The following is a 22,489-nucleotide window of genomic DNA, read 5'->3' as shown; positions in this document are numbered from 1 at the left end:
CGAGGCGCCCCCCTCTGGCCTGCCGGCCATCTCCCCCACACGGGGGGAGATCAGTCAATCCGCGAACGGCCGCATCTTCGCCTCGCCGCTGGCCCGCCGCATCGCCAAGGAAGCCGGTGTCGATGTGTCGGCGGTGACGGGCTCCGGCCCGCATGGTCGCGTGGTCAGGGCCGATGTCGAGGCCGCAATTTCCAGTGGCGGCGCCAAGGCGGCACCAGCAGCAAAAGCAGCGCCCGCCGGTGCTCCGGCACCTGCGGCAGCAGCACCCAAGCCAATGTCCGACGAGCAGGTGCTCAAACTGTTTGCCGAAGGCTCCTACGAGCTGGTCCCCCACGACAATATGCGCAAGACAATTGCGCGGCGGCTGGTCGAGGCCAAGACCACCATCCCGCATTTCTATCTGACGCTCGACTGCGAGCTCGACGCACTTCTGGCCCTGCGCACGCAGATCAATGCGGCCGCCCCGGTGAAGAAGACCGAGAAGGGGGAAACGCCGGCCTATAAGCTTTCCGTCAATGACATGGTCATCAAGGCTCTGGCCATGGCGCTGATGGCGGTGCCGGATGCCAATGCGTCGTGGACAGAAAACGCCATGGTCAACCACAAGCATGCCGATGTCGGTGTTGCAGTGTCGATCCCCGGCGGCTTGATCACGCCAATCATCCGGCGTGCCGACGAAAAGACGCTGTCCGTTATCTCCAACGAGATGAAGGATCTTGCCGGCCGCGCCCGCAGCCGCAAGCTGAAGCCGGAAGAATATCAGGGCGGCACCACGGCAGTGTCCAATCTCGGCATGTTCGGCATCAAGGATTTTTCTGCCGTCATCAACCCACCGCATGCGACGATCCTGGCGGTCGGCGCCGGAGAGCAACGCGCGGTGGTCAAGAACGGCGAGATCAAGATCGCCACGATCATGTCGGTGACGTTGTCGACCGATCACCGCGCCGTCGACGGTGCGCTCGGCGCCGAGCTGCTCGTCGCCTTCAAACGCATGGTCGAAAACCCGATGGGCATGCTGGTCTAAGAGAAGGGAACAGGGCGGTGCGGAAATTCTTCACCAGCCTTTTTGCCTTCTTTCTTTCCGGTTTGGCCGGCGGATTGGTGGCGCAGTGGCTCGCCGTCGCAACCAATGCCGACGTAGAGTACATCCTTGTGTTTATGATCTCGGCTCTCGTCACCGTCCTCGTGACGGTCGCGTTCTTCATCGCACAATTCATGTCGGACCCACGACGGGCAACAAAGCTGACGGCGACCATAGGGGTAGCGTTTTTTGTGCTCGTTGGAGTTTCCCTGATCGGCTGGACTTTCTCCCAGCCCCCAGGCAAGAGCCAATGGTCGGGCGATCTTCCCATAGTCGCGGGTCTCGTCCTGCCGGGCATCGCTACGGTGCTGGTCCAGTGGCTTTTCGTGCGCTGGCGATTGGCGCGCTCGCAACCAGGTTTCGGCGGGGCAGGCACATGAAGACGGTCCTCTGCTACGGCGATTCGCTTACTTGGGGCTATGACGCGGCAAACCTCGGCCGACATCCGCTGGAAGATCGCTGGCCGAGCGTGCTGCAGGCGGCATTGGGCAGCGGCGTCGAGGTCATCGCCGAAGGCCTGAATGGCCGAACCACCGCCTTCGACGATCACTTGGCCGGAGCGGACCGCAATGGCGCAAGGCTGTTGCCAACGATCCTGACGACTCATGCGCCGATCGATTTGATCGTCATCATGCTCGGCGCCAACGATATGAAGCCGTGGATTCACGGCAATCCGGTCGCGGCCAAACAAGGCGTGCAACGCCTGATCGATATTGTGCGCGGTCATGATTACCCGTTCGATTGGCCGGCGCCGCAGATCCTGATCGTCGCGCCGCCCGTAGTCAGCCGCACGGAAAACGCCGAGTTCAAGGAAATGTTCGCCGGCGGAGATGACGCGTCAAAGCGGCTGGCGCCGCAATATTCCGCCCTTGCCGACGAGGCCGGCTGCGGCTTCTTCAATGCGGGCACGGTGGCCGAAACGACGCCGCTGGACGGCGTCCACCTTGACGCGGAAAACACGCGGAGCATCGGGCAAGCGCTGGCGCCGCTCGTGCGCGTCATGCTGGAATTGTGAAGGAGAAAAGCCGTGGCTGAGAACTACGACGTCATCATCATCGGCTCCGGCCCCGGCGGCTATGTCACTGCAGTGCGTTCGGCGCAGCTTGGCTTCAAGACGGCGATTGTCGAGCGCGAGCACTTGGGCGGCATCTGCCTCAACTGGGGCTGCATTCCGACCAAAGCGCTGCTGCGCTCGGCCGAGATCATGCACTATTCGGATCATCTGAAGGATTACGGCCTGAAGATCGACGGCAAGGTCAGCGTCGACACCGCCGCCGTCGTCGATCGCTCGCGAAAGGTCTCGCTGCGGCTCAACGGCGGCGTCGGCTTCCTGATGAAGAAGAACAAGGTCGACGTCATCTGGGGCGAAGCCAAACTGACGAAACCCGGCGAGATCGTCGTGTCGAAATCGTCGAAGAAGCCGATGGAGCCGCAGCCGCCGGCGCCCAAGAGCGTCAAAGGCGAGGGCACCTACACCGCCAAGCACATCATCCTGGCGACCGGAGCCAGGCCGCGCGCATTGCCCGGCATCGAACCGGACGGCAAGTTGATCTGGACCTATTTCGAGGCGATGGTGCCGAAAGAGATGCCGAAGTCGCTGCTGGTGATGGGCTCGGGCGCCATCGGCATCGAGTTCGCCTCGTTTTACCGCACTATGGGCGCAGAGGTGACGGTGGTTGAATTGCTGCCGGCTGTGATGCCGGTCGAGGACGCCGAAGTGTCGAAGTTTGCGCAAAAGCAGTTCGAGAAGCAGGGCATGAAGATCATCCTCGATGCCAAGGTGACCAAGGTCGAGAAGGGCGCCAATTCGGTCACCGCGCATGTCGAGATGAAGGACGGCAAGGTCGAGAAGATCACCGCCGACCGCATGATTTCAGCCGTCGGGGTACAGGGCAATATCGAAAATCTCGGCCTCGAGGCGCTCGGCGTGAAGACCGAACGCGGTTGCATCGTCGTCGACGGCTACGGCAAGACCAACGTGCCCGGCATCTATGCCATCGGCGATGTCGCCGGACCGCCGATGCTCGCCCACAAGGCCGAGCATGAGGGCGTGGTGTGTGTGGAAAAGATTGCCAATTTCGCCGGCGTGCATGCCATCGACAAGCTGAAGATCCCGGGCTGCACCTATTGCAATCCGCAAGTCGCCTCGGTCGGACTGACGGAAGCCAAAGCGAAAGCCGATGGCAAGGACATCCGCGTCGGCCGCTTCCAGTTCGCCGCAAACGGCAAGGCGATTGCGCTGGGCGAAGACCAAGGCTTCGTCAAGACCATTTTCGACAAGAAGACCGGCCAGTTGCTGGGTGCCCACATGGTTGGCGCAGAAGTAACCGAACTGATCCAGGGCTTCGTCGTGGCTATGAACCTGGAAACCACCGAGGAAGAGCTGATGCACACAATCTTCCCGCACCCGACGCTGTCGGAGATGATGAAGGAGAGTGTTCTCGACGCCTATGGCCGTGCGCTGAACGCATGATAAATTGGCTGCGCGAGACTCACACATGTATGTCAAGGAACTCGACGGCAAGGTAATTCGTTTCCGGATGCATTCATCACCACAGGAGAGGGCATATGGACGTGAACGGCGTGGGCTGGGTAGCAGCCATCATCATCGGCGGTTTGGCAGGCTGGTTTGCCGAGATGTTCATGAAGAGCAACACCGGCATCTTGATGAACATCATTCTTGGCATCGTCGGCGCGATCGTGCTGAATGCCATCCTGCAGGCGCTCAACATCGGCGCCTTCGGCGCCGGCTGGATCGCCTATCTGATCACCGGTTTCATTGGTGCCTGCCTGCTGATCTGGGTAGGACGCATGGTGCGCCGTTAATTGCTGAACTCATGCCATGCGAAAACGGCTGTGGCGGCATGCGCCGCCGCGGCCTTTTTCTTTGCAGCGAAAAGTCCTAGATGACTTGGGAAAGCGAACGTCGGACAGGCGATCGCGAATGAACCGGATTTCATATGGTCACCGTCCTCGACACGATCGCCAATGCGCCGCGCCTGCGGCATCCCGAAAAGGCGCACAAGCCCGACCAGGATGTGCTGCGCAAGCCCGACTGGATCCGCGTCAAGGCGCCGATGTCGAAAGGCTATGCCGAGACGCGCGAGATCGTGAAGTCGCATAAGCTGGTGACGGTGTGCGAAGAGGCCGGTTGCCCCAACATCGGCGAGTGCTGGGAAAAGAAGCACGCCACCTTCATGATCATGGGCGAGATCTGCACGCGCGCCTGCGCGTTCTGCAACGTGGCTACCGGTATACCGACCGCACTCGATCCCGACGAGCCGGCGCGCGTCGCACACGCCGTCAAGCAAATGGGCCTAAGCCATGTCGTCATCACCTCAGTCGACCGCGACGATCTCGCCGATGGCGGAGCTCAGCACTTTGCCGAGGTCATCCGCGCCATCCGGGCGGCAACGCCTCTGACGACGATCGAAATCCTGACGCCCGACTTCCTGCGCAAGGACGGCGCACTGGAGATCGTCGTGGCGGCCAAGCCCGACGTTTTCAACCATAATCTCGAGACCGTGCCGTCGAACTATCTGACGGTTCGGCCGGGTGCGCGCTATTTCCACTCGATCAGGCTCTTGCAGCGAGTCAAGGAACTCGACCCCTCGATCTTCACCAAGTCCGGCATCATGGTTGGCCTTGGCGAGGAGCGGAACGAAATCCTGCAACTGATGGACGATCTGCGTTCGGCCAATGTCGACTTCATGACCATCGGCCAATATCTTCAGCCGTCGAAGAAGCACCATCCGGTGATCCGCTTTGTCACACCGGAGGAGTTCAAGTCTTTCGAGACGATCGGCCGGACCAAGGGCTTCCTGCTGGTGGCGTCGAGCCCGCTGACGCGCTCGTCGCACCATGCCGGCGACGATTTCGCCAGGTTGCGCGCGGCGCGCGAAGCGTTTCTCAGGAAGTCCGCCTAACAAACTGGTTTCATGCCACAATTCGAAGCCCATCGCCGCGTCGCGCATACGCCTGAACAGATGTTCGCTCTGGTCGCGGATATCGAATCCTATCCGCAATTCCTGCCGCTTTGCGAGGCACTTACGGTTCGTTCGCGCAAGGAACGCGACGGACGCACGCTGCTCATCGCCGACATGAGCATTGGCTACAAGGCGATCCGCGAGACTTTCACCACGCAGGTGCTGCTGAAGCCTGACGAGAACGCCATCGACGTCAAATATATCGACGGCCCGTTCAAATATCTGAGCAATGTCTGGCGCTTCGACCCGGCGGACGGCGGTGGTTGCAACGTCTGCTTCTTTATCGACTATGAGTTCAAGAGCCGCATTTTGGGTGCGCTCATGGGAACCATGTTCGACCGCGCCTTCCGCATGTTCTCCGAGGCGTTCGAGAAACGCGCCGAAATCATCTACGGCACGCCATCGGCGGCCTGATCCGCAGCGAGCGCGCGCAGACCCAGTTCAAGCGCATGCCGGACCGTTTCCCGGCGGATGAAATCACGGCCCTTGTCGGCGAACAGCTGGCATTCGCTGACCACCGGCCGGCCAGCCACGGCAACGCCGAACCAGACCAGGCCGACAGGTTTTTCCGCTGAGCCACCGCCCGGACCGGCGATGCCGGTCACCGCGAGCGCAAGCCCGGCGGGCGAATGGGCCAAGGCGCCGGCCGCCATCTCCACCGCAGTCTCGCGCGAGACCGCCCCGTTCGCCTCGAGTGTAACGGCCGAGACGCCGAGCATCTCGGTCTTGGCCTGGTTGGAATAGGTGATGAAGCCGCGATCGACCACAGTGGAAGAGCCGGCAATGTCGGTCAGCGTGGCGATGATCATGCCGCCGGTGCAGCTCTCCGCCGTCGCCAGCATGATGCCGCGCTGCTGGCAGGCCTGAAGCAGGGCATCTGCGAGATCGCTATTGCTCATTCGGGGACATCCCCTGGAAACACAACGCTGGCGGTCGCGATGGCCGCTATGCCTTCCTCACGGCCGACGAAGCCGAGCTTCTCATTGGTTGTCGCCTTGATCGAGATGCGGTCGCGCGAAATTCGCAACATTGCGGAAAGCGTTTCGGTCATGGCCTCGCGATGCGGGCCGACGCGCGGCGCCTCGCAAACCAATGTGATGTCGGCGTTGGCGATGCGCCCGCCGCGCTCGCGCACCAGCTTCGCTGCGTGTTCGACGAAGATGCGTGAAGCGGCCCCTTTCCACTGCGGGTCGGAGGGCGGGAAATGCGTGCCGATGTCACCGGCGCCGCAGGTGGCGAGCAGGGCGTCGGTCAAGGCGTGGAGACCGACATCGGCATCCGAATGGCCGGACAATTTCCTGTCGTGCGGAATAGCGACACCGCACAGGGTGACATGGTCGCCGGGCTCGAAGGCATGGACGTCGTAGCCGTTGCCGGTTCGGATGTCCGGAAAACGTGAGGCGCTGGAAAGCCGCTGATCCGCCATCGCAATATCCCGTGCCCAGGTCAGTTTGACATTGTCCGGCGAGCCGGGAACGATCTTCACCGGAATATGCGCCCATTCGGCGATTGCCGCATCGTCGGTGAAATCCGCCTTGCCCAATTGATGAGCCTTTTCGTGCGCGGCCAGGATCGGCCAGAACGGAAAGCCTTGTGGTGTCTGTGCGGCACGGAGCCCGGCCCTGGACACTGTTTCGCCGCTCATGCCTTCGGCCGTTTCGCGCTTCAGCGTATCGGCAACGGGCAAAGCAGGCAGCGCTCCCTGGCGCTCTTCAACGGCGGCGATCGTGCGATCTATCAGTTCCGCATCGACAAACGGCCGAGCCGCATCATGGATCAGGACCCGGCCCGGCGCATGGCTTCTCAACGCCAGCAGTCCAAGCCGGACGGACTCCTGCCGTGACGTACCGCCGATCACAGCGACGACACGGTCGGCGTTCGCGCCGGCGGCGCGGCGGAAAAGCGCGCCGTCTTCGGCATGGATAGCAACGACGACAGGTCCAATTTTCGGATGCGTCAGAAAGGCGTCGAGCGTGCGTGCGATAACGGCGCCGCCGCCAATCTGCTGGTACTGCTTCGGCCCATTGGCCTGCCCCGCGCGCGCGCCGCGCCCGGCAGCAACGATGACCACGGCGACCTTGTCGTCGGCAGCTGGCTTTTCGCTGACATGTCTCATGCCGAGACGCTTAGCGCATGATCCTGAAAAGTGGTATCGCTTTCACAAGACCTAGGATTGATGCCGTCCGGCGATCCATATTTTTCCCAAATGCGCCTTAATGTCACGACATTGCGCGTTGCACATTGCCGTCGTTCTGGCTAGAGAATGTGCAGCAATCGAAGGTGCTTGGTTTTTGTGCATGCCTGATGTGACCAAATTGGCTTCGCCGCTGGAGGTGGGTGGCGTGAGAATCCGCAACCGCGTGTTTCTCGCGCCGATGTCGGGCATTACCGACGAACCGTTCCGGCAGCGCGCCCATGCGCATGGCGCCGGGCTGGTTGTATCGGAAATGGTGGCGAGCGGCGAGCTTGCAAAGGGCAGGGCTGGCTCGGGCCTGCGCATCCGTCATTCCGGGCTGCCTGTCCACATGGTCCAGCTTGCCGGCCGCGACGCGGTGCACATGGCCGAGGGCGCACGAATCGCAGCCGGCGAAGGCGCCGACATCATCGACATCAACATGGGCTGTCCGGCCAAGAAGGTGACGGGCGGCTATGCCGGTTCGGCACTGATGCGAGACCTCGACCACGCGCTGTCGCTGATCGAAGCGGTAGTCGGCGCGGTCGACGTGCCGGTCACGGTCAAGATGCGGCTTGGCTGGGACGAGAGCGCGCTCAACGCGCCGATGCTGGCGCGACGCGCCGAGCAGGCCGGCGTCAGGATGGTGACGGTGCACGGCCGCACACGTTGCCAGTTCTATCAGGGCACGGCCGACTGGCGTGCCATCGCACGCGTCAAGCAGGCCGTCTCCATCCCTGTGGTTGCCAATGGCGATGTCGGCTCGCCGGCAGAGGCAGCCTTGATCCTCGACCAGTCCGGCGCCGACGCGGTGATGATCGGCCGTGCGCACTATGGCGCGCCGTGGACTGCCGGCAGCATTGTAGCGGCCGCGCTGGCCGAGCCAGTATCCGGCATGCCGGACAGCCCGCAAGCGCTGACCGACTACGTCATTGCCCATTACGAAGACATGCTGACGCTCTATGGCGCCGAAAGCGGATTGCGCCAGGCGCGCAAGCATCTCGGCTGGTATCTCGACCGCCATGCCGTCACAAGCGATGACTGGCGCAAGGCCATCCTCACGTCTTTCGAGCCTGGGCGGGTCATTGCCTTGCTGCGCGACATGTTTTCAAGCGCTCCCGAAGCGCCGAATCTGCGGAGTGCGGCATGAACGCCACCGTCACACAGAGCACGGACATGGCGGACGCCGCGCATATTGTGCTCAACACAATTCGTCGGCCGGTGATCATGGTCGATCCGCAAGGCTTCATCACCTTCGCCAATGCCGATGCCGAGGATTTTTTCCGCTCGAGCGCCACGATGCTCGCCCGCAACACGCTGCACAAGCTCATTCCTTTCGGCAGTCCGCTGCTGACGCTTGTCGACCAGGTGCGCGAGCGCCGTGCGCCGGTGAACGAATACCGGGTGGACGTGTCGTCGCCGCGTCTCGGCATCGAGAAGGTGGTCGATCTCTACGTCGCGCCGGTGACGGAATTTCCAGGCTCCGTCGTGGTGATGTTCCAGGAACGCTCAATGGCCGACAAGATCGACCGGCAGATGACGCATCGCGGTGCGGCGCGCTCGGTCACCGGCCTTGCCGCGATGCTTGCCCATGAGATCAAGAACCCGCTGTCCGGCATTCGTGGCGCCGCGCAGCTGCTAGAACTGTCGGCGTCCGATGAGGATCGCGCGCTGACGCGTTTGATCACCGACGAGACCGACCGCATTGTCTCGCTGGTCGACCGCATGGAGGTGTTTTCGGACGAGCGGCCGATCGACCGCTACCCCGTCAACATCCATGTCGTGCTCGACCATGTCAAAGCAATCGCCAAGAACGGTTTTGCCAAGCGGATCAAGATATTAGAGGACTATGATCCATCATTGCCTCCGGTTTTTGCCAATCGCGACCAGCTCATCCAGGTGTTCCTCAATCTGGTAAAAAATGCCGCCGAGGCGATCGGCAGCGATCCGCAGGGCGAGATCATGCTGTCGACCGCCTTCCGCCCGGGCATCCGTGTTTCCGTGCCCGGAACGCAGGACCGGGTGTCGCTGCCATTGGAATTCTGCGTGCGCGACAACGGTTCGGGTGTCTCCGAGGATATCCTGCCGATCCTGTTCGATCCCTTCATCACCACCAAGCCGAACGGCTCCGGTCTCGGTCTGGCGCTGGTCGCAAAGATCGTCGGCGAGCATGGCGGCATCATTGAATGCGAATCGACGCCGCGCGGGACCACCTTCCGCATCCTGATGCCGGCGTGGAAAGAAACCCAGTTTGCCGACGACGACGGTGAAGGAGACCGCAAATGACCATTCGCGGCAATATTCTCGTCGCCGACGACGATGCGGCCATCCGCACTGTCCTCAACCAGGCGCTTTCGCGCGTCGGTCACGACGTGCGCGTCACCTCCAATGCCTCAACGCTGTGGCGCTGGGTGGCCGCGGGCGAGGGGGATCTGGTCATCACCGACGTTGTCATGCCTGACGAGAACGCCTTCGACATGCTACCGCGCATCAAGAAGGCGCGACCGGAACTGCCGGTCATCGTCATGAGTGCGCAGAACACGTTCATGACGGCGATCCGGGCCTCCGAAACCGGAGCCTATGAATATCTGCCAAAACCGTTCGACCTGACGGAGCTGCTCAACATCGTCAATCGGGCGCTTTCCGAGCCGCGGCGGCCCAAGATCGATACGCGTGCCGACGAGCCGCCTGAAACGATGCCGCTGGTCGGCCGCTCGGCGGCCATGCAGGACATCTACCGCATGCTGGCGCGAATGATGCAGACCGACCTGACGGTGATGATCTCAGGCGAATCGGGTACCGGCAAGGAACTGGTGGCGCGCGCGCTGCATGAATATGGCCGTCGTCGTGGTGGCCCCTTCGTCGCGATCAACATGGCGGCGATCCCGCGCGACCTGATCGAATCGGAACTATTCGGGCACGAGAAGGGCGCCTTTACCGGCGCACAGAGCCGCTCCACTGGCCGTTTCGAGCAGGCCGAAGGCGGCACGCTGTTCCTCGACGAGATCGGCGATATGCCGATGGAAGCGCAGACGCGGCTTCTGCGTGTGTTGCAGCAGGGCGAATACACCACGGTCGGCGGCCGCACGCCGATCAAGACCGACGTGCGCATCGTCGCTGCCACCAACAAGGACCTGCGCACGCTGATCAATCAGGGGCTTTTCCGCGAGGACCTGTTCTACCGCTTGAACGTTGTGCCGCTCAGGCTGCCGGCGCTGCGCGAGCGATCGGAGGACATTCCGGACCTCGTCCGGCACTTCTTCAAGCTCGGCGCCAGTGAAGGCCTGCAGACCAAGCGCATTTCCACCGGCGGCATCGAGCTGATGAAGCGCTACCCATGGCCTGGCAACGTGCGCGAACTCGAAAACCTCATCCGCAGGCTGGCTGCACTGTATTCGCAGGACGAGATATCCGCCGAGATCATCGAGGCGGAGTTGAAGACTGGCGAAAGGCCTGTCGTTCCAGGTGGCGGCAACCTCATTCCCGACGACCTTTCCATCGGCCAGGCGGTGGAGCATTTCCTGCAACGCTATTTTGCCTCGTTTGCCGGCGACTTGCCGCCGGCCGGCCTCTATCAGCGAATCCTCTCCGAGGTCGAGTATCCACTGGTCCTCGCCTCTATGACTGCAACGCGCGGCAACCAGATCAAGGCCGCCGAACTGCTAGGACTCAACCGCAACACGCTGCGCAAGAAGATTCGCGAACTCGGCGTCAACGTCTACAAGTCCTCCAGGCAGGTCTAGACGAACCCCTTACGAGCGCTTTCCAGGGGATCGATCGCCGAAAGATTTCCGTCTCGGCCACACTTGTTGCATAATCGCCACAATGCGTTGCATACATCCGACGCAATCACTGGCTCTAGACGGCGACATGGCTCTGCACGCACCGACACTGAGCAAACCGCTTTTCAGCACTTCCGGCGCGCGAGACGGTCGCCGGCTGCTTGCGCTGCCCGGCGTGGTCGCCATTGCCGGTGCGCTGGTGACGGCGGCGATCTCCTTCGCCATTCTGGTTGGCGCCACGCCGATCACGCCCGACGCGCGGACGACGCTGGCGCTGATCGCGCTTAACGCCGCGTTCGTGCTGTTTCTGATCTTGCTGGTCGGCCGCGAAGTGCATCGCATCCTGATGGCACGCCGGCACGGCAAGGCTGCGTCGCGCCTGCATGTGCGCATCGTGGCGATGTTTGCGCTGGTCGCCGCCATCCCCGCGATCATGGTGGCGATCATCGCGTCGATCACGCTCGACATCGGCCTCGACCGCTGGTTCGAGATCCGCACCAAGACGATCGTCAATTCGTCGTTGTCGATCGCCGACGCCTATGTGCAGGAAAACGCACGAAATCTTCAGGGCACGACGTTGTCGATGGCTTACGACCTCGACGCTTCGCGCACGCTTTACGGCCTCGATCGGACCGGCTTCCTTGACCTCATGAACAAGGAGGCGGTTGGACGCTCCCTGGCACACGCAGCACTCATCAAGCCCGATGGTTCCTTCGTCATGAGCGCCAAGACCGACGCGGACTTTGCCATGCCGGAGCCGCCGGAGGGCGCTGTGGCAAGCGCTGCCAACGGCAAGCCGGTGCTGATCGAGCCGCGCACCCGTAACATCATGGGGGCCATCGTCAAGCTGCGCGAGATCGACGGGCTCTATCTCTACACCATTCGCCTCGTCGATCCCGAGGTGATCAAGGCACGACAGATCGTCAAATCCAACACCGCAGAATATCGCGGTCTCGAAGACAATCGCCGCACCTCGCAAGTGGCTTTCGCGCTTCCCTATCTGTCGCTGACGCTGATCATCATCCTGTCCGCCATCTGGACCGGCATTGCGGTGGCCGACCGCCTGGTGCGGCCGATTCGTCAGCTCATCGGCGCGGCCGACGAGGTCGCTACCGGCAATCTCGATGTGGCCGTGCCAGTCCGCCCCTCCGATGGCGACGTCGCCTCGCTCGGCGACACCTTCAACAAGATGCTGATGGAGCTGAAATCGCAGCGCAACGAGATCCTGTCGGCCAAGGATCTGATCGACGAGCGGCGGCGCTTTTCGGAGGCTGTGCTTGCCGGCGTCACCGCCGGGGTCATCGGCGTCGATCCATATGGCATCGTCACCATCGTCAATCGTTCCGCCGAAACGATGCTGGCCATATCCGCCACCGCGGCGCTTGGGCAGAACCTTTCCGCCGTGCTACCGCATGTCGGCCGCGTCTTCGAGATCGGCCGCAAGTCGGGCAAGCCGGTCTATCGCGAACAGGTCACCTTCTATCGTGCCGGCACCGAACGGACCTTCAACGTGCAGATCACGATTGAAGCCGGCGACGACGGTTCGGAGGATAAATCCTACGTCGTGACAGTCGACGACATTACCGATCTGGTCCAGGCACAGCGTTCCTCTGCATGGGCCGACGTGGCGCGGCGCATCGCCCACGAGATCAAGAACCCGCTGACGCCGATCCAGCTTTCGGCCGAGCGTATCAAGCGCCGTTACGGCAAGGTCATCACCGAGGACCGTGAGGTTTTCGATCAATGCACCGACACCATCATCCGGCAAGTGGAGGACATCGGCCGCATGGTCGACGAGTTCTCGGCGTTCGCCCGCATGCCGAAACCAGAAATGAAGGCCATCGATCTGCGCGATTCGTTGCGGGAGGCCTCGTTCCTGGTCGAAGTGAGCCGCGCCGACATCATCTTCGAGCGCGTCTTCGGCAATGAGCCGCTCAAAGGCACGTTCGACAGCCGCCTGATGGCGCAGGCTTTCGGCAACGTCATCAAGAATGCTGCCGAAGCTATCGACGGACTTGATGCAGAGGATCGTCCGCACGGCATAATCCGGATTCAAGCCGGGCGTCAGAATGGCGCGATTCGAATCGACGTCATTGACAACGGCAGGGGCTTGCCGCGCGAAAACCGGCAGCGCTTGCTCGAGCCTTACATGACGACACGCGAGAAAGGCACCGGGCTTGGCCTCGCTATCGTCAAGAAGATCGTGGAGGACCATGGCGGGCGACTCGAATTGCACGATGCACCAGCGGAATTCCACGATGGGCGGGGTGCGATGATCAGCATCATCCTGCCGGTTGCCGCCACCGTTCCGATACGCGGCGAAAGCAAGACGGAACACGAAAAAGAAACTGAAAAGGTCGGTAATGGCGTCTGATATTCTCATCGTCGACGACGAGGAAGACATCCGCGAACTCGTCGCCGGTATCCTGAGCGACGAAGGTCACGAAACCCGCACGGCGTTTGACGCCGACAGCGCGCTGGCGGTGGTTGCCGACCGGGCACCCAGGCTGATCTTCCTCGACATCTGGCTGCAGGGTTCGCGGCTCGATGGCCTCGCTTTGCTGGACGAGATCAAGACGATGCACCCGAACCTGCCGGTGGTGATGATCTCGGGCCACGGCAATATCGAAACGGCAGTCTCGGCCATCCGCCGCGGCGCCTATGATTTTATCGAAAAGCCGTTCAAGGCCGACAGGCTGATCCTTATTGCCGAACGGGCGCTTGAAACGTCCAAATTGAGACGCGAGGTTTCGGATCTCAAGCTGCGCAGCGGCGAGACTTTTGACCTCATCGGCATGTCGTCGGCAATGAGCCAATTGCGCCAGACCATCGAGCGCGTCGCGCCGACCAACAGCCGCGTCATGATTATCGGCCCCTCCGGCTCGGGCAAGGAACTGGCGGCGCGCGCCATCCACGCACTGTCGGCGCGCAAGAGTGCACCGTTTGTGACGCTGAGTGCCGCCAACATCACGCCTGAGCGTATGGAGATCGAGTTGTTCGGCACCGAATCGAACGGCGTCGAACGCAAGGTCGGTGCGCTGGAGGAGGCCCATCGCGGCATTCTCTACATCGATGAAGTGGCCGACATGCCGCGTGAGACGCAAAACAAGATCCTGCGCGTGCTGGTCGAACAGCAGTTCGAGCGGGTAGGGGGCACCAAGCGGGTCAAGGTCGACGTACGCATCATCTCGTCGACCTCGCAGAACCTGGAAGCCATGATCGCCGACGGCCGTTTCCGTGAGGACCTTTATCATCGCCTGGCCGTGGTTCCGGTCATGGTGCCGGGACTGGCCGAGCGTCGCGAGGACATTCCTTATCTGGTCGACAATTTCATGAAGCAGATCGCTCGCCAGGCCGGCATCAAGCCGCGCCGCATCGGCGACGACGCGCTGGCGGTGCTGCAGGCGCACAACTGGCCGGGCAACGTTCGGCAGTTGCGCAACAATGTCGAGCGCCTGATGATCCTGGCGCGCGGCGACGATGTCGATGCGCCGATCACCGCCGACCTCCTGCCAGCCGAGATCGGCGACGTCATGCCGCGCACTCCAACCAAGTCCGATCAGCACATAATGGCACTGCCGCTGCGTGAAGCACGCGAACAATTCGAGAAGGACTATCTGATCGCCCAGATCAACCGTTTTGGCGGCAACATCTCGAAGACGGCAGAGTTTATCGGCATGGAACGCTCTGCACTGCACCGCAAGCTGAAGTCGCTGGGCGTCTGAGAGCCAAACCAGCCGTGGCCCACGCAATTACCGGTTACGGCGGTCGTGGAATCGCATAAGAGCACTGCAGCGCCGCGCGTCTTTGGGACGCACAAAGGAGGCTGTAGCATTTTGATTTTTGCGCATGATCCTTTCCGAAATCGATTCCGATTTTCGGGCTCATGCGCTGACTTCTCCAGGGGTTATCCATGCCGCGCATTGCCTATGTGAACGGACGCTATGTCGCTCACGCCGAAGCTTCCGTGCACATCGAGGACCGTGGCTATCAATTCGCCGACGGCGTCTACGAGGTCTGCGAGGTGGCGCGGGGCTTCATCGTCGACATGCCGCGCCATCTCGCCCGATTGAACCGCTCGCTCACCGAACTCTCGATCGACTGGCCGATCACGCGCGGCGTGCTGCCGCTCGTCATGGGCGAGGTGGTGCGCCGCAACCATGTCGTCGACGGCCTGGTCTATGTCCAGGTGACACGCGGTGTCGCCAGCCGTGAGTTTTTCTTCCCGCCGGCGGGCACGAAGCCGTCGCTGGTGGTGACTGCCAAAAAAGCCGATCCTGCAGCTGCCGCGAAGCGGGCCGAGAGCGGGATCCGGGTTATCACGGTGCCGGAGAACCGGTGGGATCGGGTCGATATCAAGTCGGTCGGCCTGTTGCCGAACGTGCTGGCCAAACAGAAAGCCAAGGAAGCAGGCGCCCAGGAGGCGTGGTTCGTCGATGTTGACGGCACCGTCAAGGAAGGTGGATCGTCGAACGCCTGGATCATCACCAGGGACGGCGTGCTGGTGACGCGGCCGGCCGAGCATGGCATCCTGCGCGGTATCACCCGCACGACACTGTTCGATGTCGCCGCCAAGCTCGGCCTGAAGATCGAGGAGCGCGGCTTTTCGGTTGCCGAGGCCAAGGCCGCGCGCGAGGTTTTCATCAGCTCCGCGACCACGATCGCCATGCCGGTGGTGGCAATCGATGGCGCTCCCGTCGCCAACGGCCACCCGGGCTCGATAACAGTTTCACTACGGCGGGCCTTTTTTGACGTTGCGGAAAAAAGTCCAGCCTGATAACCGCACAGATGGAATGAACATCAATATATCTCGTTCTGCTTGTCGTTACTGACGGCAAGATGGTGTTTGCGTGCTTGACATGTGCCAGCTAATTTGGCGCATTGGCTTGCAAACCGAAGGGGATCGGCGAAAGACAAGAACAATGGCGGAACGATCGCAAAATCTTCAGGACCTGTTCCTGAATTCAGTTCGCAAGAGCAAAAACCCACTCACCATCTTTCTCATCAACGGCGTGAAGCTGACCGGCGTGGTCACTTCGTTCGACAATTTCTGCGTTCTGCTGCGTCGCGACGGCCATTCCCAGCTCGTCTACAAGCACGCCATTTCCACGATCATGCCGAGCCAGCCGGTTCAGATGTTCGATGGTGAGGAAAGCCAGGGCGCCTGATTGGCACGTGAGAAAGACGCGGACCGCAGCGTTCGCGGAAAACCAGCACATCAGACCGGGACAGAGGCCAACGGTCCGACCCGGGCGGTGGTCATCGTGCCGGTGCTTACCCGGCAGCCGCGTGGCAACGACGACACCAATCGTCCGCGCCTGACCCGTTCCGCCGAGGCCCGTCGCGACGAGGCGGTCGGCCTCGCCAGCGCCATCGACCTTGACCTGGTCCACACGGCAGTGGTGACCGTCAACGATCCACGCCCGGCGACCTTGCTCGGCAGCGGCAAGGTCGCGGAGTTCGCCGAGATCGTCAAAGAGGGGCACGCGGAAGTGGTCATTGTCGATCATCCGCTGACACCGGTACAGCAGCGCAATCTCGAAAAAGAGTTGAACGCCAAGGTGCTCGACCGCACCGGGCTGATCCTGGAGATTTTCGGCGAGCGCGCCCGCACCAAGGAAGGCACGCTGCAGGTCGACCTTGCCCATCTCAACTACCAGAAGGGCCGCCTTGTGCGGAGCTGGACCCACCTTGAGCGCCAGCGCGGCGGCGCCGGCTTTCTCGGCGGCCCTGGCGAGACGCAGATCGAGTCGGATCGGCGTGTGTTGCAGGACAAGATCACCAAGCTGAAGCATGAGCTCGAAACGGTGCGCCGCACCCGCGACCTGCACCGCGCCAAGCGCAAGAAGGTGCCGTTTCCGGTGGTGGCGATCGTCGGCTACACCAATGCCGGCAAGTCGACGCTGTTCAACCGGCTGACCGGAGCAGGGGTGCTGGCGGAAGACATGCTGTTTGCCACGCTCGACCCGACGCTGCGCCGCGTGCGCCTGCCGCACGGAACGCCGGTCATCCTTTCCGATACGGTCGGCTTCATTTCCGACCTGCCAACGCATCTGGTCGCGGCCTTCAGGGCGACACTGGAGGAAGTGGTCGAGGCAGACCTCGTCATTCATCTGCGCGATATCTCCGACCCCGATACGGCCGCACAGGCCGAAGATGTCGAGCGCATCCTTGCCGATCTCGGCGTTGATGCCCGCGATAGCAAGCGCGTCATCGAAGTGTGGAACAAGATCGACCGGCTCGACGAGGGCAACCGCGCGCGGCTGCTTGCCGATGGTGCTGACGGCAGGAAGGCGCCGCCTATCGCCATATCGGCGGTTACCGGCGAAGGCATCGATGCGCTGAAGGCGATCATCGAGACGATGATGTCGGGCGAACTGGAGACGTTCACCGTCACGCTCAAGCCCGACCAACTCGGCGTCGTCGACTGGCTTTACCGCAACGGCGACATCGTCTCGCGTGATGACAATGAGGATGGCAGCGTGACCATCGCGCTCAAGGCCACACACAGTGCTCGACAAGAGATAGAAAGCCGATTGCGACGTCAAAACAATGGGTAGGGCGTTTATTTCGCGCTTTTTGCCTGCTGCCAGAGCGCTTCCATCTCGTCCAGCGTCGCCTCTTCGAGGCTGTTTCCCGACGCTTGCAGCGCCTGCTCGACATGGTGGAAGCGCGACCGGAATTTTTCGTTGGTGCCGCTGAGTGCCGCTTCGGAATCGATTTTGAGGTGCCGGCCGAGATTGACGATCGCAAACAGCATGTCGCCGAACTCGTCCTTGATCGGTGCGCTGTCGCCTTTGGCCAGCGCTTCGCGTAATTCGCCGATCTCCTCCTCGATCTTTTCGAGGATCGGTGCCGCCTCGCTCCAGTCGAAGCCGACGCGGGCGGCCTTTTCCTGCAGTTTGAGGGCCCGGGTCAGCGCGGGCAGGGCGACCGGCACGCTGTCGAGAAAGCCCTTGCCATGGTCCTCGGGGTCGAGCCCTCGGACGAGGCGGGCGCTGCGCTTCTCCGCTTTTTCCTCCGCTTTGATCTTTTCCCACATGCCCTTCGCCATGCCGGCGCTGCGCGCCTTTTCGTCGCCGAAAACATGCGGGTGGCGGCGGATCATTTTTGTGGTGATGGCCTCGACCACATCGCCGAATGAGAATTCGCCGGCCTCCTCGGCCATTTGCGCGTGGTAGACCACTTGCAACAGGAGATCGCCGAGTTCATCGCGCAGATCGTCCAGGTCGCCCCGCGCGATGGCGTCCGCCACTTCGTAGGCTTCCTCTACCGTGTATGGCGCGATTGTCGAAAAGTCCTGCTCGATATCCCACGGGCAGCCGGTTTCCGGCGCCCGCAGCGCTGCCATGATCTCGATCAGCCGGGAAATGTCTTTCGAGGGTTTCATCTGGGAAACGCTATCCTGTACACGGCTGTGCGGCCAACAGCTTCAGCCGGTGAGGGCGCCTTGTCCACAGATCGGCGGCCAGACCATGATCGTGGAAGCCGGTTTTCGGAAAAGATCATGGTCAAGCAAAAAGTATCAGTCGAGCACGGAGACAATCGCCTTGGCGAGCGCGTCCATGCCGTCCTCGGGCAGGCCGGCAACGTTGATGCGGCTGTCGCCGACCATGTAGATGCCATGCTCGGCGCGCAGCCGCTCGACTTGCGCTTCCGACAGGCCAAGCCGGGAAAACATGCCGCGATGGCTGGCGACGAAATCGAAACGGTCGGAGTTGGACTGCCGCCGCAGCGCTTCGGCGAACTGGACGCGCAGCCGCAGCATGCGCAGGCGCATCTCTTCAAGCTCTGCTTCCCAGTCGGCCCGCAACGTAGCGTCCTCGAGCACCATGCGCACCGCAGCCGCGCCATGGTCCGGCGGCATCGAATACATGGCGCGCGCCGCCGACAACATCTGGCCCATCGCCATATCCGCCTGCGCACCGTCTTTCGCCATGATCAGCGCTGCACCAACGCGGTCGCGATAGACGGCAAAGTTCTTCGAGCAGCTCGAGGCAACGACCATTTCCGGAACTTTCGCCGCCAGCAGGCGCAAGCCGGCGGCATCCGCATCAAGCCCCTCGCCAAAGCCTTGATAGGCGATGTCGACAAAGGGCAGCAGACCACGCTCAACGACGAGATCGGCAACGGCAGCCCATTGCGAGATGTCTAGATTGGCGCCCGTCGGGTTATGGCAACAGCCATGCAACAGCACGACGTCGCCGGAATTCGCGGTTCTCAACGCATCCAGCATGTCGTCGAAGCGAACCGCACCAGAAGCAACGTCGAAATAGGGGTACTCGCGTATCTGCAGGCCAGCGGCGCGCATCACCGGCATGTGGTTCGGCCATGTCGGATCCGATAGCCAGACCGTCGCGTCGGCGCGGGTCCTTTTCAGCAGCTCTGCCACCAGCCGCAGCGCGCCGGAGCCGCCGGGCGCCTGTGCCGCACGAATGCGCGTCATGTCGGCGGTTGGGCCGAACACCAACCTAGCCATTGCCGCGTTGAAGGCGGTATCGCCGGCAAGGCCGAGATAGGTCTTGGTGTCCTGGCCTCGCAGCAGCCGCTTTTCGGCTTCGCGCACCGCGCGCATCACCGGCGTCTTGCCGTCGCGATCCTTATAGACGCCGACCCCAAGATCGACCTTGTCGGGACGCGGGTCGGCGCGATAGAGCCCGATCAAGGCAAGGATCTTGTCGGCGGGCGCGGGCTGGAGATTTTCGAACATCGACAAGGTTCCGTTGGCGGCGGAGTGATACGCAAACCGGCCGTGCTTTGCCAGCGGTTTCATATGCGCCAACTCGGCGCCGGTTTGCCTCGAGGGCGGCCGATACTATCTGCCGGTCGAGGGCAGGCCCGAGATCTCCCAGGACGAGAGCGCGGCGAGCCGAAAAAATTCGGGGAGAGCGGGATTAAAACCCCGACCTGCTCCGTAAACAGGACATGAAACGGCCGATGCCACGCTTCGATATTCTGGGACAGCTCGGCTCGCTGCGCCGCTACGCACGCTCGCTGACGCGCGACAGCGCCGATGCAGAGGATCTGGTGCATGATGCGCTGGTGCGTGCCTATGAGCGACGCGGCAGCTTCCGCTCAGGCGGAAATCTTCGCGTATGGCTGCTGTCAATCGTCCACAATGCGTTCATCGACGGCTTGCGATCCCGCAAATCCGAAGCGGTGCGCATCGAACAGGCCGGCCATCTCACCGAGGCCAGCGTCCAGGCTCCGCAGGAACATTCCGTCCGGCTGGCACAGGTGCGCGACGCTTTTTTCACATTGCCGGAAGAGCAACGTTGCGCGCTGCATCTCGTCGCCATCGAGGGGCTTAGCTACAGCGAGGCGGCCGAGGTTAGCGGCGTGCCGCTTGGCACGCTGATGTCGCGCATCGGCAGGGCGCGTGCGGCACTCCGCGAGATGGAGGACGCGGCACCGGCACGCACGAAAAGCCATCTGAAGATCGTCGGAGGTGGATCATGAACCAACTGCGCGATCCCGTCACCGACACCGATCTCGACGCCTATGTCGACGATCAGCTGGACGTTGCTCGTCGCATCGAGGTCGAGGCGTTCCTTTCGGCTCGCCCGGAAGCGGCCGCGCGGGTGATGACTGATCTGAGGACGCGTGACGAGCTGCGCGTGGCGCTTGCCGGATCGAAAGGCATGGCGCGGCCGGCGACGGCTGATGCGGCACGGCGGCTGGAGCGGGGGTTAGCGCGCGGCCGTGTCCTTGGTGCTTTGCAGCGCGCGGCGGCTGTCGCTGTTTTCGTCGCCGCCGGCTGGCTTGCGAACGGGCTCATCGGACCGATATCGGTGACGGAAGTCGTCGCTTCGACCCATCCGCCCGCCTATGTGGAGGACGCAGTCCGGGCGCATCGGACGACGCTCGTGCGCGAGGCGATGTCGTCACAACTCGAGGCGCCCGGCTACAATGCCGACGAAATCCGCGCCGCCACGGCGATCGTCATGCCATCGCTGCCAACGGACTGGACGGTCCGTGACGTGCAGATCTACCCATCGCAGTTCGGCCCGAGCGTCGAGATGGCTGTCGAGACAAAAGAGATGGGGCTGCTCTCGCTGTTCGCCATCCGGCCCGGAACATTCGACGTCGTCAAGCCGACTGTCGTTCCGTCGGGCGAGGTTTCCTCGGCCTATTTCCAGATCGGCGAGGTCGCCTACGCAGTCGTCGCACGTAGCGATGTCCGCGGCCTCGATCGCACGGCCGAAGCGCTCGCCAAAACACTCTACTGATCGACTACCTCTAAGAAGGAGAACCAAATGAACAATCTGGGATACATTGGGACCAGAGCCCGAGCCGGAGCCGTCTACGACGAAGGCCTGCGCCGGCACATGCTGCGCGTCTATAACTACATGGGCCTTGGCCTCGTCGTTACGGGCGTGATCGCCCTCGTGGTGGCCTCCACGCCCGCCCTTTACGTGCCGATCTTCTCCACCCCGCTGAAATGGGTGGTGATGCTGGCGCCGCTGGCCTTTGTGCTGCTGTTCTCGTTCCGTATGCAGACGATGTCGGCGGCCGGGGCCCAGGCAATGTTCTGGGCGTTCTGCGCGGTCATGGGTCTGTCGCTGGCTTCCGTGTTCCTGGTCTTTACCGGCACCAGCATCGCCCGCACCTTCTTCATCGCCGCCACCATGTTCGGCGCCACCAGCCTTTATGGCTATACAACCAGTCGCGACCTGACGCAGTTCTCGTCCTTCCTGATCATGGGCCTGATCGGCGTGGTGATCGCCAGCATCGTCAATATCTTCCTGGGTTCGACAGCGCTGCAGTTTGCGATCTCGGTGATCGGCATCGCCGTCTTCGTCGGGCTCACGGCCTGGGACACGCAGACGATCAAGGAGCAGTACGCCGAAAACTTCGGCGCCGAAACACAGCAAAAGCTCGCCGTTTTTGGTGCATTCTCGCTCTATCTGAACTTCGTCAACATCTTCCAGCTGTTGCTGAACTTCACCGGCGAGCGCGAATAGCCGCGTCGGACCGAGACCGGAATAGTACATCATGGACAGAAACGACCAGCAGGCGATCGGACAGCTCTTCGAGAAGCTCGCAAATGTCGAGCGCCAGGCGCCGCCGCGCGATGCCGAAGCGGAACGCTTGATCCAGGACCAGATCACCCAGCAGCCTGGGGCGCCATACTACATGGCACAGACGATCGTGGTGCAGGAGCGGGCCCTGAACGCAGCGCAGGCGCGCATCGAAGAGCTGGAGGAGCAGGCGCGGCAGCCTGCCGGCGGTGGACCGCTCAGTGGCTTCTTCGGCCGCAGCGGCGGCAGGCGCTCAGGCTCGGTTCCGCGGGTAGGGCGCACCGCCTCTGCTGCCGCGGAGGAGATAGTGTCCTGAAGGTTCTGCAAAAAGTTTTGGAGAGAGAACGGCGCTTGCTCTGAAGGCGAGCGGCCATGGCACGGTGGTGACGTTGCAATCACCGATTCCCGTGGAAGGGGAAGTGCCATGACCAATCGAGAAGTTAAAC

23 protein-coding genes are annotated in these 22,489 nt (G+C 62.3%); 19 read left to right on the top strand and 4 right to left on the bottom strand.

The window, feature by feature from the left end:
• From NKH29_RS31190 to NKH29_RS31160, 7 genes are all read left to right on the top strand, one after another.
• The coding region (locus NKH29_RS31190) for a 2-oxo acid dehydrogenase subunit E2 (protein WP_353001295.1) at nt 1-1,024 on the top strand (1,024 nt) is incomplete at its 5' end.
• A gap of 17 nt (nt 1,025-1,041) precedes the next feature.
• Nucleotides 1,042-1,461: a hypothetical protein gene (locus tag NKH29_RS31185; protein WP_023717565.1), complete on the top strand. Its 420-nt coding sequence runs from the start codon at nt 1,042-1,044 to the stop codon at nt 1,459-1,461.
• Nucleotides 1,458-2,096, top strand: a complete 639-nt coding sequence (locus NKH29_RS31180) for an SGNH/GDSL hydrolase family protein (RefSeq protein ID WP_352858553.1) — start codon at nt 1,458-1,460, stop codon at nt 2,094-2,096. Before NKH29_RS31185 ends, NKH29_RS31180 begins: the two co-directional genes overlap by 4 nt.
• A 12-nt stretch (nt 2,097-2,108) precedes the next feature.
• On the top strand, nt 2,109-3,554 hold the full coding sequence (lpdA, locus tag NKH29_RS31175) for a dihydrolipoyl dehydrogenase (RefSeq protein WP_353001294.1): 1,446 nt from the start codon (nt 2,109-2,111) through the stop codon (nt 3,552-3,554).
• A gap of 95 nt (nt 3,555-3,649) precedes the next feature.
• On the top strand, nt 3,650-3,907 hold the full coding sequence (locus NKH29_RS31170) for a GlsB/YeaQ/YmgE family stress response membrane protein (protein WP_023717568.1): 258 nt from the start codon (nt 3,650-3,652) through the stop codon (nt 3,905-3,907).
• Between the two features lie 134 nt (nt 3,908-4,041).
• The gene (gene lipA / locus NKH29_RS31165) at nt 4,042-5,007 is read left to right on the top strand and encodes a lipoyl synthase (protein ID WP_023717570.1); all 966 of its coding nucleotides are present in this window, start codon (nt 4,042-4,044) and stop codon (nt 5,005-5,007) included.
• Nucleotides 5,008-5,019: 12 nt separating this feature from the next.
• Nucleotides 5,020-5,481: a type II toxin-antitoxin system RatA family toxin gene (locus tag NKH29_RS31160; RefSeq protein ID WP_023717571.1), complete on the top strand. Its 462-nt coding sequence runs from the start codon at nt 5,020-5,022 to the stop codon at nt 5,479-5,481.
• Here the strand turns inward: NKH29_RS31160 and NKH29_RS31155 are convergent.
• Both NKH29_RS31155 and NKH29_RS31150 read right to left on the bottom strand, forming a co-directional pair.
• Complete coding sequence (locus NKH29_RS31155) at nt 5,457-5,966, bottom strand: CinA family protein (RefSeq protein WP_352496543.1); 510 nt, start codon at nt 5,964-5,966, stop codon at nt 5,457-5,459. The two genes, NKH29_RS31160 and NKH29_RS31155, sit on opposite strands and share 25 nt — an antisense overlap.
• The gene (locus NKH29_RS31150) at nt 5,963-7,183 is read right to left on the bottom strand and encodes a bifunctional 2-C-methyl-D-erythritol 4-phosphate cytidylyltransferase/2-C-methyl-D-erythritol 2,4-cyclodiphosphate synthase (protein WP_353001293.1); all 1,221 of its coding nucleotides are present in this window, start codon (nt 7,181-7,183) and stop codon (nt 5,963-5,965) included. Before NKH29_RS31150 ends, NKH29_RS31155 begins: the two co-directional genes overlap by 4 nt.
• 181 nt (nt 7,184-7,364) lie before the next feature.
• Between NKH29_RS31150 and dusB the strand changes: the two genes are divergently transcribed.
• The 8 genes from dusB (at nt 7,365) to hflX (ending at nt 17,582) form a co-directional block, all read left to right on the top strand.
• Nucleotides 7,365-8,390, top strand: coding sequence for a tRNA dihydrouridine synthase DusB (gene dusB / locus NKH29_RS31145; protein ID WP_023717574.1), 1,026 nt, complete (start codon nt 7,365-7,367; stop codon nt 8,388-8,390).
• On the top strand, nt 8,387-9,526 hold the full coding sequence (locus tag NKH29_RS31140; protein ID WP_352496544.1) for a two-component system sensor histidine kinase NtrB: 1,140 nt from the start codon (nt 8,387-8,389) through the stop codon (nt 9,524-9,526). The genes dusB and NKH29_RS31140 overlap by 4 nt, the downstream gene beginning before the upstream one ends.
• On the top strand, nt 9,523-10,983 hold the full coding sequence (ntrC, locus tag NKH29_RS31135) for a nitrogen regulation protein NR(I) (RefSeq protein WP_023717576.1): 1,461 nt from the start codon (nt 9,523-9,525) through the stop codon (nt 10,981-10,983). The genes NKH29_RS31140 and ntrC overlap by 4 nt, the downstream gene beginning before the upstream one ends.
• Before the next feature lie 127 nt (nt 10,984-11,110).
• Nucleotides 11,111-13,396, top strand: coding sequence for a sensor histidine kinase NtrY-like (locus tag NKH29_RS31130; protein WP_352496545.1), 2,286 nt, complete (start codon nt 11,111-11,113; stop codon nt 13,394-13,396).
• Nucleotides 13,386-14,747: a nitrogen assimilation response regulator NtrX gene (ntrX, locus tag NKH29_RS31125; RefSeq protein ID WP_352482545.1), complete on the top strand. Its 1,362-nt coding sequence runs from the start codon at nt 13,386-13,388 to the stop codon at nt 14,745-14,747. Before NKH29_RS31130 ends, ntrX begins: the two co-directional genes overlap by 11 nt.
• A gap of 188 nt (nt 14,748-14,935) precedes the next feature.
• Nucleotides 14,936-15,799 (top strand): D-amino-acid transaminase, encoded by an 864-nt coding sequence (locus NKH29_RS31120; RefSeq protein WP_023717579.1) that lies wholly within the window; start codon nt 14,936-14,938, stop codon nt 15,797-15,799.
• A 145-nt stretch (nt 15,800-15,944) separates the two neighbouring features.
• Nucleotides 15,945-16,190: an RNA chaperone Hfq gene (gene hfq / locus NKH29_RS31115; protein ID WP_006202172.1), complete on the top strand. Its 246-nt coding sequence runs from the start codon at nt 15,945-15,947 to the stop codon at nt 16,188-16,190.
• The gene (gene hflX, locus NKH29_RS31110; RefSeq protein ID WP_352789975.1) at nt 16,191-17,582 is read left to right on the top strand and encodes a GTPase HflX; all 1,392 of its coding nucleotides are present in this window, start codon (nt 16,191-16,193) and stop codon (nt 17,580-17,582) included.
• A 5-nt stretch (nt 17,583-17,587) separates the two neighbouring features.
• Here hflX and mazG read toward each other — a convergent pair whose 3' ends face one another.
• On the bottom strand, nt 17,588-18,412 hold the full coding sequence (mazG, locus tag NKH29_RS31105; RefSeq protein ID WP_352496547.1) for a nucleoside triphosphate pyrophosphohydrolase: 825 nt from the start codon (nt 18,410-18,412) through the stop codon (nt 17,588-17,590).
• Between the two features lie 135 nt (nt 18,413-18,547).
• A complete protein-coding gene (locus NKH29_RS31100) occupies nt 18,548-19,732 on the bottom strand; it encodes an amino acid aminotransferase (protein ID WP_353001292.1) in 1,185 nt (394 codons plus the stop codon).
• Between the two features lie 215 nt (nt 19,733-19,947).
• On the opposite strand from NKH29_RS31100, the gene NKH29_RS31095 reads away from it, so the two are divergent.
• The 4 genes from NKH29_RS31095 to NKH29_RS31080 are packed head-to-tail and all read left to right on the top strand — an operon-like array spanning nt 19,948 to nt 22,359.
• Nucleotides 19,948-20,481, top strand: a complete 534-nt coding sequence (locus NKH29_RS31095; protein ID WP_023717583.1) for a sigma-70 family RNA polymerase sigma factor — start codon at nt 19,948-19,950, stop codon at nt 20,479-20,481.
• Entirely contained in the window at nt 20,478-21,251 is a 774-nt protein-coding gene (locus tag NKH29_RS31090) for an anti-sigma factor family protein (RefSeq protein ID WP_023717584.1), read from the top strand. The genes NKH29_RS31095 and NKH29_RS31090 overlap by 4 nt, the downstream gene beginning before the upstream one ends.
• A gap of 27 nt (nt 21,252-21,278) precedes the next feature.
• Nucleotides 21,279-21,986 (top strand): Bax inhibitor-1/YccA family protein, encoded by a 708-nt coding sequence (locus NKH29_RS31085; RefSeq protein WP_023717585.1) that lies wholly within the window; start codon nt 21,279-21,281, stop codon nt 21,984-21,986.
• A 31-nt stretch (nt 21,987-22,017) separates the two neighbouring features.
• Nucleotides 22,018-22,359, top strand: coding sequence for a DUF2076 domain-containing protein (locus tag NKH29_RS31080; protein ID WP_353001291.1), 342 nt, complete (start codon nt 22,018-22,020; stop codon nt 22,357-22,359).
• The last annotated feature ends 130 nt before the right edge of the window (nt 22,360-22,489 follow it).

Origin of the sequence: Mesorhizobium sp. M1295 (assembly GCF_040318135.1) — a bacterium.
Classification (GTDB): domain Bacteria; phylum Pseudomonadota; class Alphaproteobacteria; order Rhizobiales; family Rhizobiaceae; genus Mesorhizobium.
Note: the sequence above shows the minus strand (reverse complement) of the source record. Positions and strands in the feature narration are given on the sequence as shown.

Excerpts from the sequence above, each read along its gene's own strand:
- NKH29_RS31180 (WP_352858553.1), top strand. The coding sequence starts at position 1,458 with ATGAAGACGGTCCTCTGCTACGGCGATTCGCTTACTTGGGGCTATGAC.
- NKH29_RS31170 (WP_023717568.1), top strand. The coding sequence starts at position 3,650 with ATGGACGTGAACGGCGTGGGCTGGGTAGCAGCCATCATCATCGGCGGT.
- lipA (WP_023717570.1), top strand. The coding sequence starts at position 4,042 with ATGGTCACCGTCCTCGACACGATCGCCAATGCGCCGCGCCTGCGGCAT.
- NKH29_RS31160 (WP_023717571.1), top strand. The coding sequence starts at position 5,020 with ATGCCACAATTCGAAGCCCATCGCCGCGTCGCGCATACGCCTGAACAG.
- NKH29_RS31155 (WP_352496543.1), bottom strand. The coding sequence starts at position 5,966 with ATGAGCAATAGCGATCTCGCAGATGCCCTGCTTCAGGCCTGCCAGCAG.
- NKH29_RS31150 (WP_353001293.1), bottom strand. The coding sequence starts at position 7,183 with ATGAGACATGTCAGCGAAAAGCCAGCTGCCGACGACAAGGTCGCCGTG.
- dusB (WP_023717574.1), top strand. The coding sequence starts at position 7,365 with ATGCCTGATGTGACCAAATTGGCTTCGCCGCTGGAGGTGGGTGGCGTG.
- NKH29_RS31140 (WP_352496544.1), top strand. The coding sequence starts at position 8,387 with ATGAACGCCACCGTCACACAGAGCACGGACATGGCGGACGCCGCGCAT.
- ntrC (WP_023717576.1), top strand. The coding sequence starts at position 9,523 with ATGACCATTCGCGGCAATATTCTCGTCGCCGACGACGATGCGGCCATC.
- NKH29_RS31130 (WP_352496545.1), top strand. The coding sequence starts at position 11,111 with ATGGCTCTGCACGCACCGACACTGAGCAAACCGCTTTTCAGCACTTCC.
- ntrX (WP_352482545.1), top strand. The coding sequence starts at position 13,386 with ATGGCGTCTGATATTCTCATCGTCGACGACGAGGAAGACATCCGCGAA.
- NKH29_RS31120 (WP_023717579.1), top strand. The coding sequence starts at position 14,936 with ATGCCGCGCATTGCCTATGTGAACGGACGCTATGTCGCTCACGCCGAA.
- hfq (WP_006202172.1), top strand. The coding sequence starts at position 15,945 with ATGGCGGAACGATCGCAAAATCTTCAGGACCTGTTCCTGAATTCAGTT.
- mazG (WP_352496547.1), bottom strand. The coding sequence starts at position 18,412 with ATGAAACCCTCGAAAGACATTTCCCGGCTGATCGAGATCATGGCAGCG.
- NKH29_RS31100 (WP_353001292.1), bottom strand. The coding sequence starts at position 19,732 with ATGTTCGAAAATCTCCAGCCCGCGCCCGCCGACAAGATCCTTGCCTTG.
- NKH29_RS31095 (WP_023717583.1), top strand. The coding sequence starts at position 19,948 with ATGAAACGGCCGATGCCACGCTTCGATATTCTGGGACAGCTCGGCTCG.
- NKH29_RS31090 (WP_023717584.1), top strand. The coding sequence starts at position 20,478 with ATGAACCAACTGCGCGATCCCGTCACCGACACCGATCTCGACGCCTAT.
- NKH29_RS31085 (WP_023717585.1), top strand. The coding sequence starts at position 21,279 with ATGAACAATCTGGGATACATTGGGACCAGAGCCCGAGCCGGAGCCGTC.
- NKH29_RS31080 (WP_353001291.1), top strand. The coding sequence starts at position 22,018 with ATGGACAGAAACGACCAGCAGGCGATCGGACAGCTCTTCGAGAAGCTC.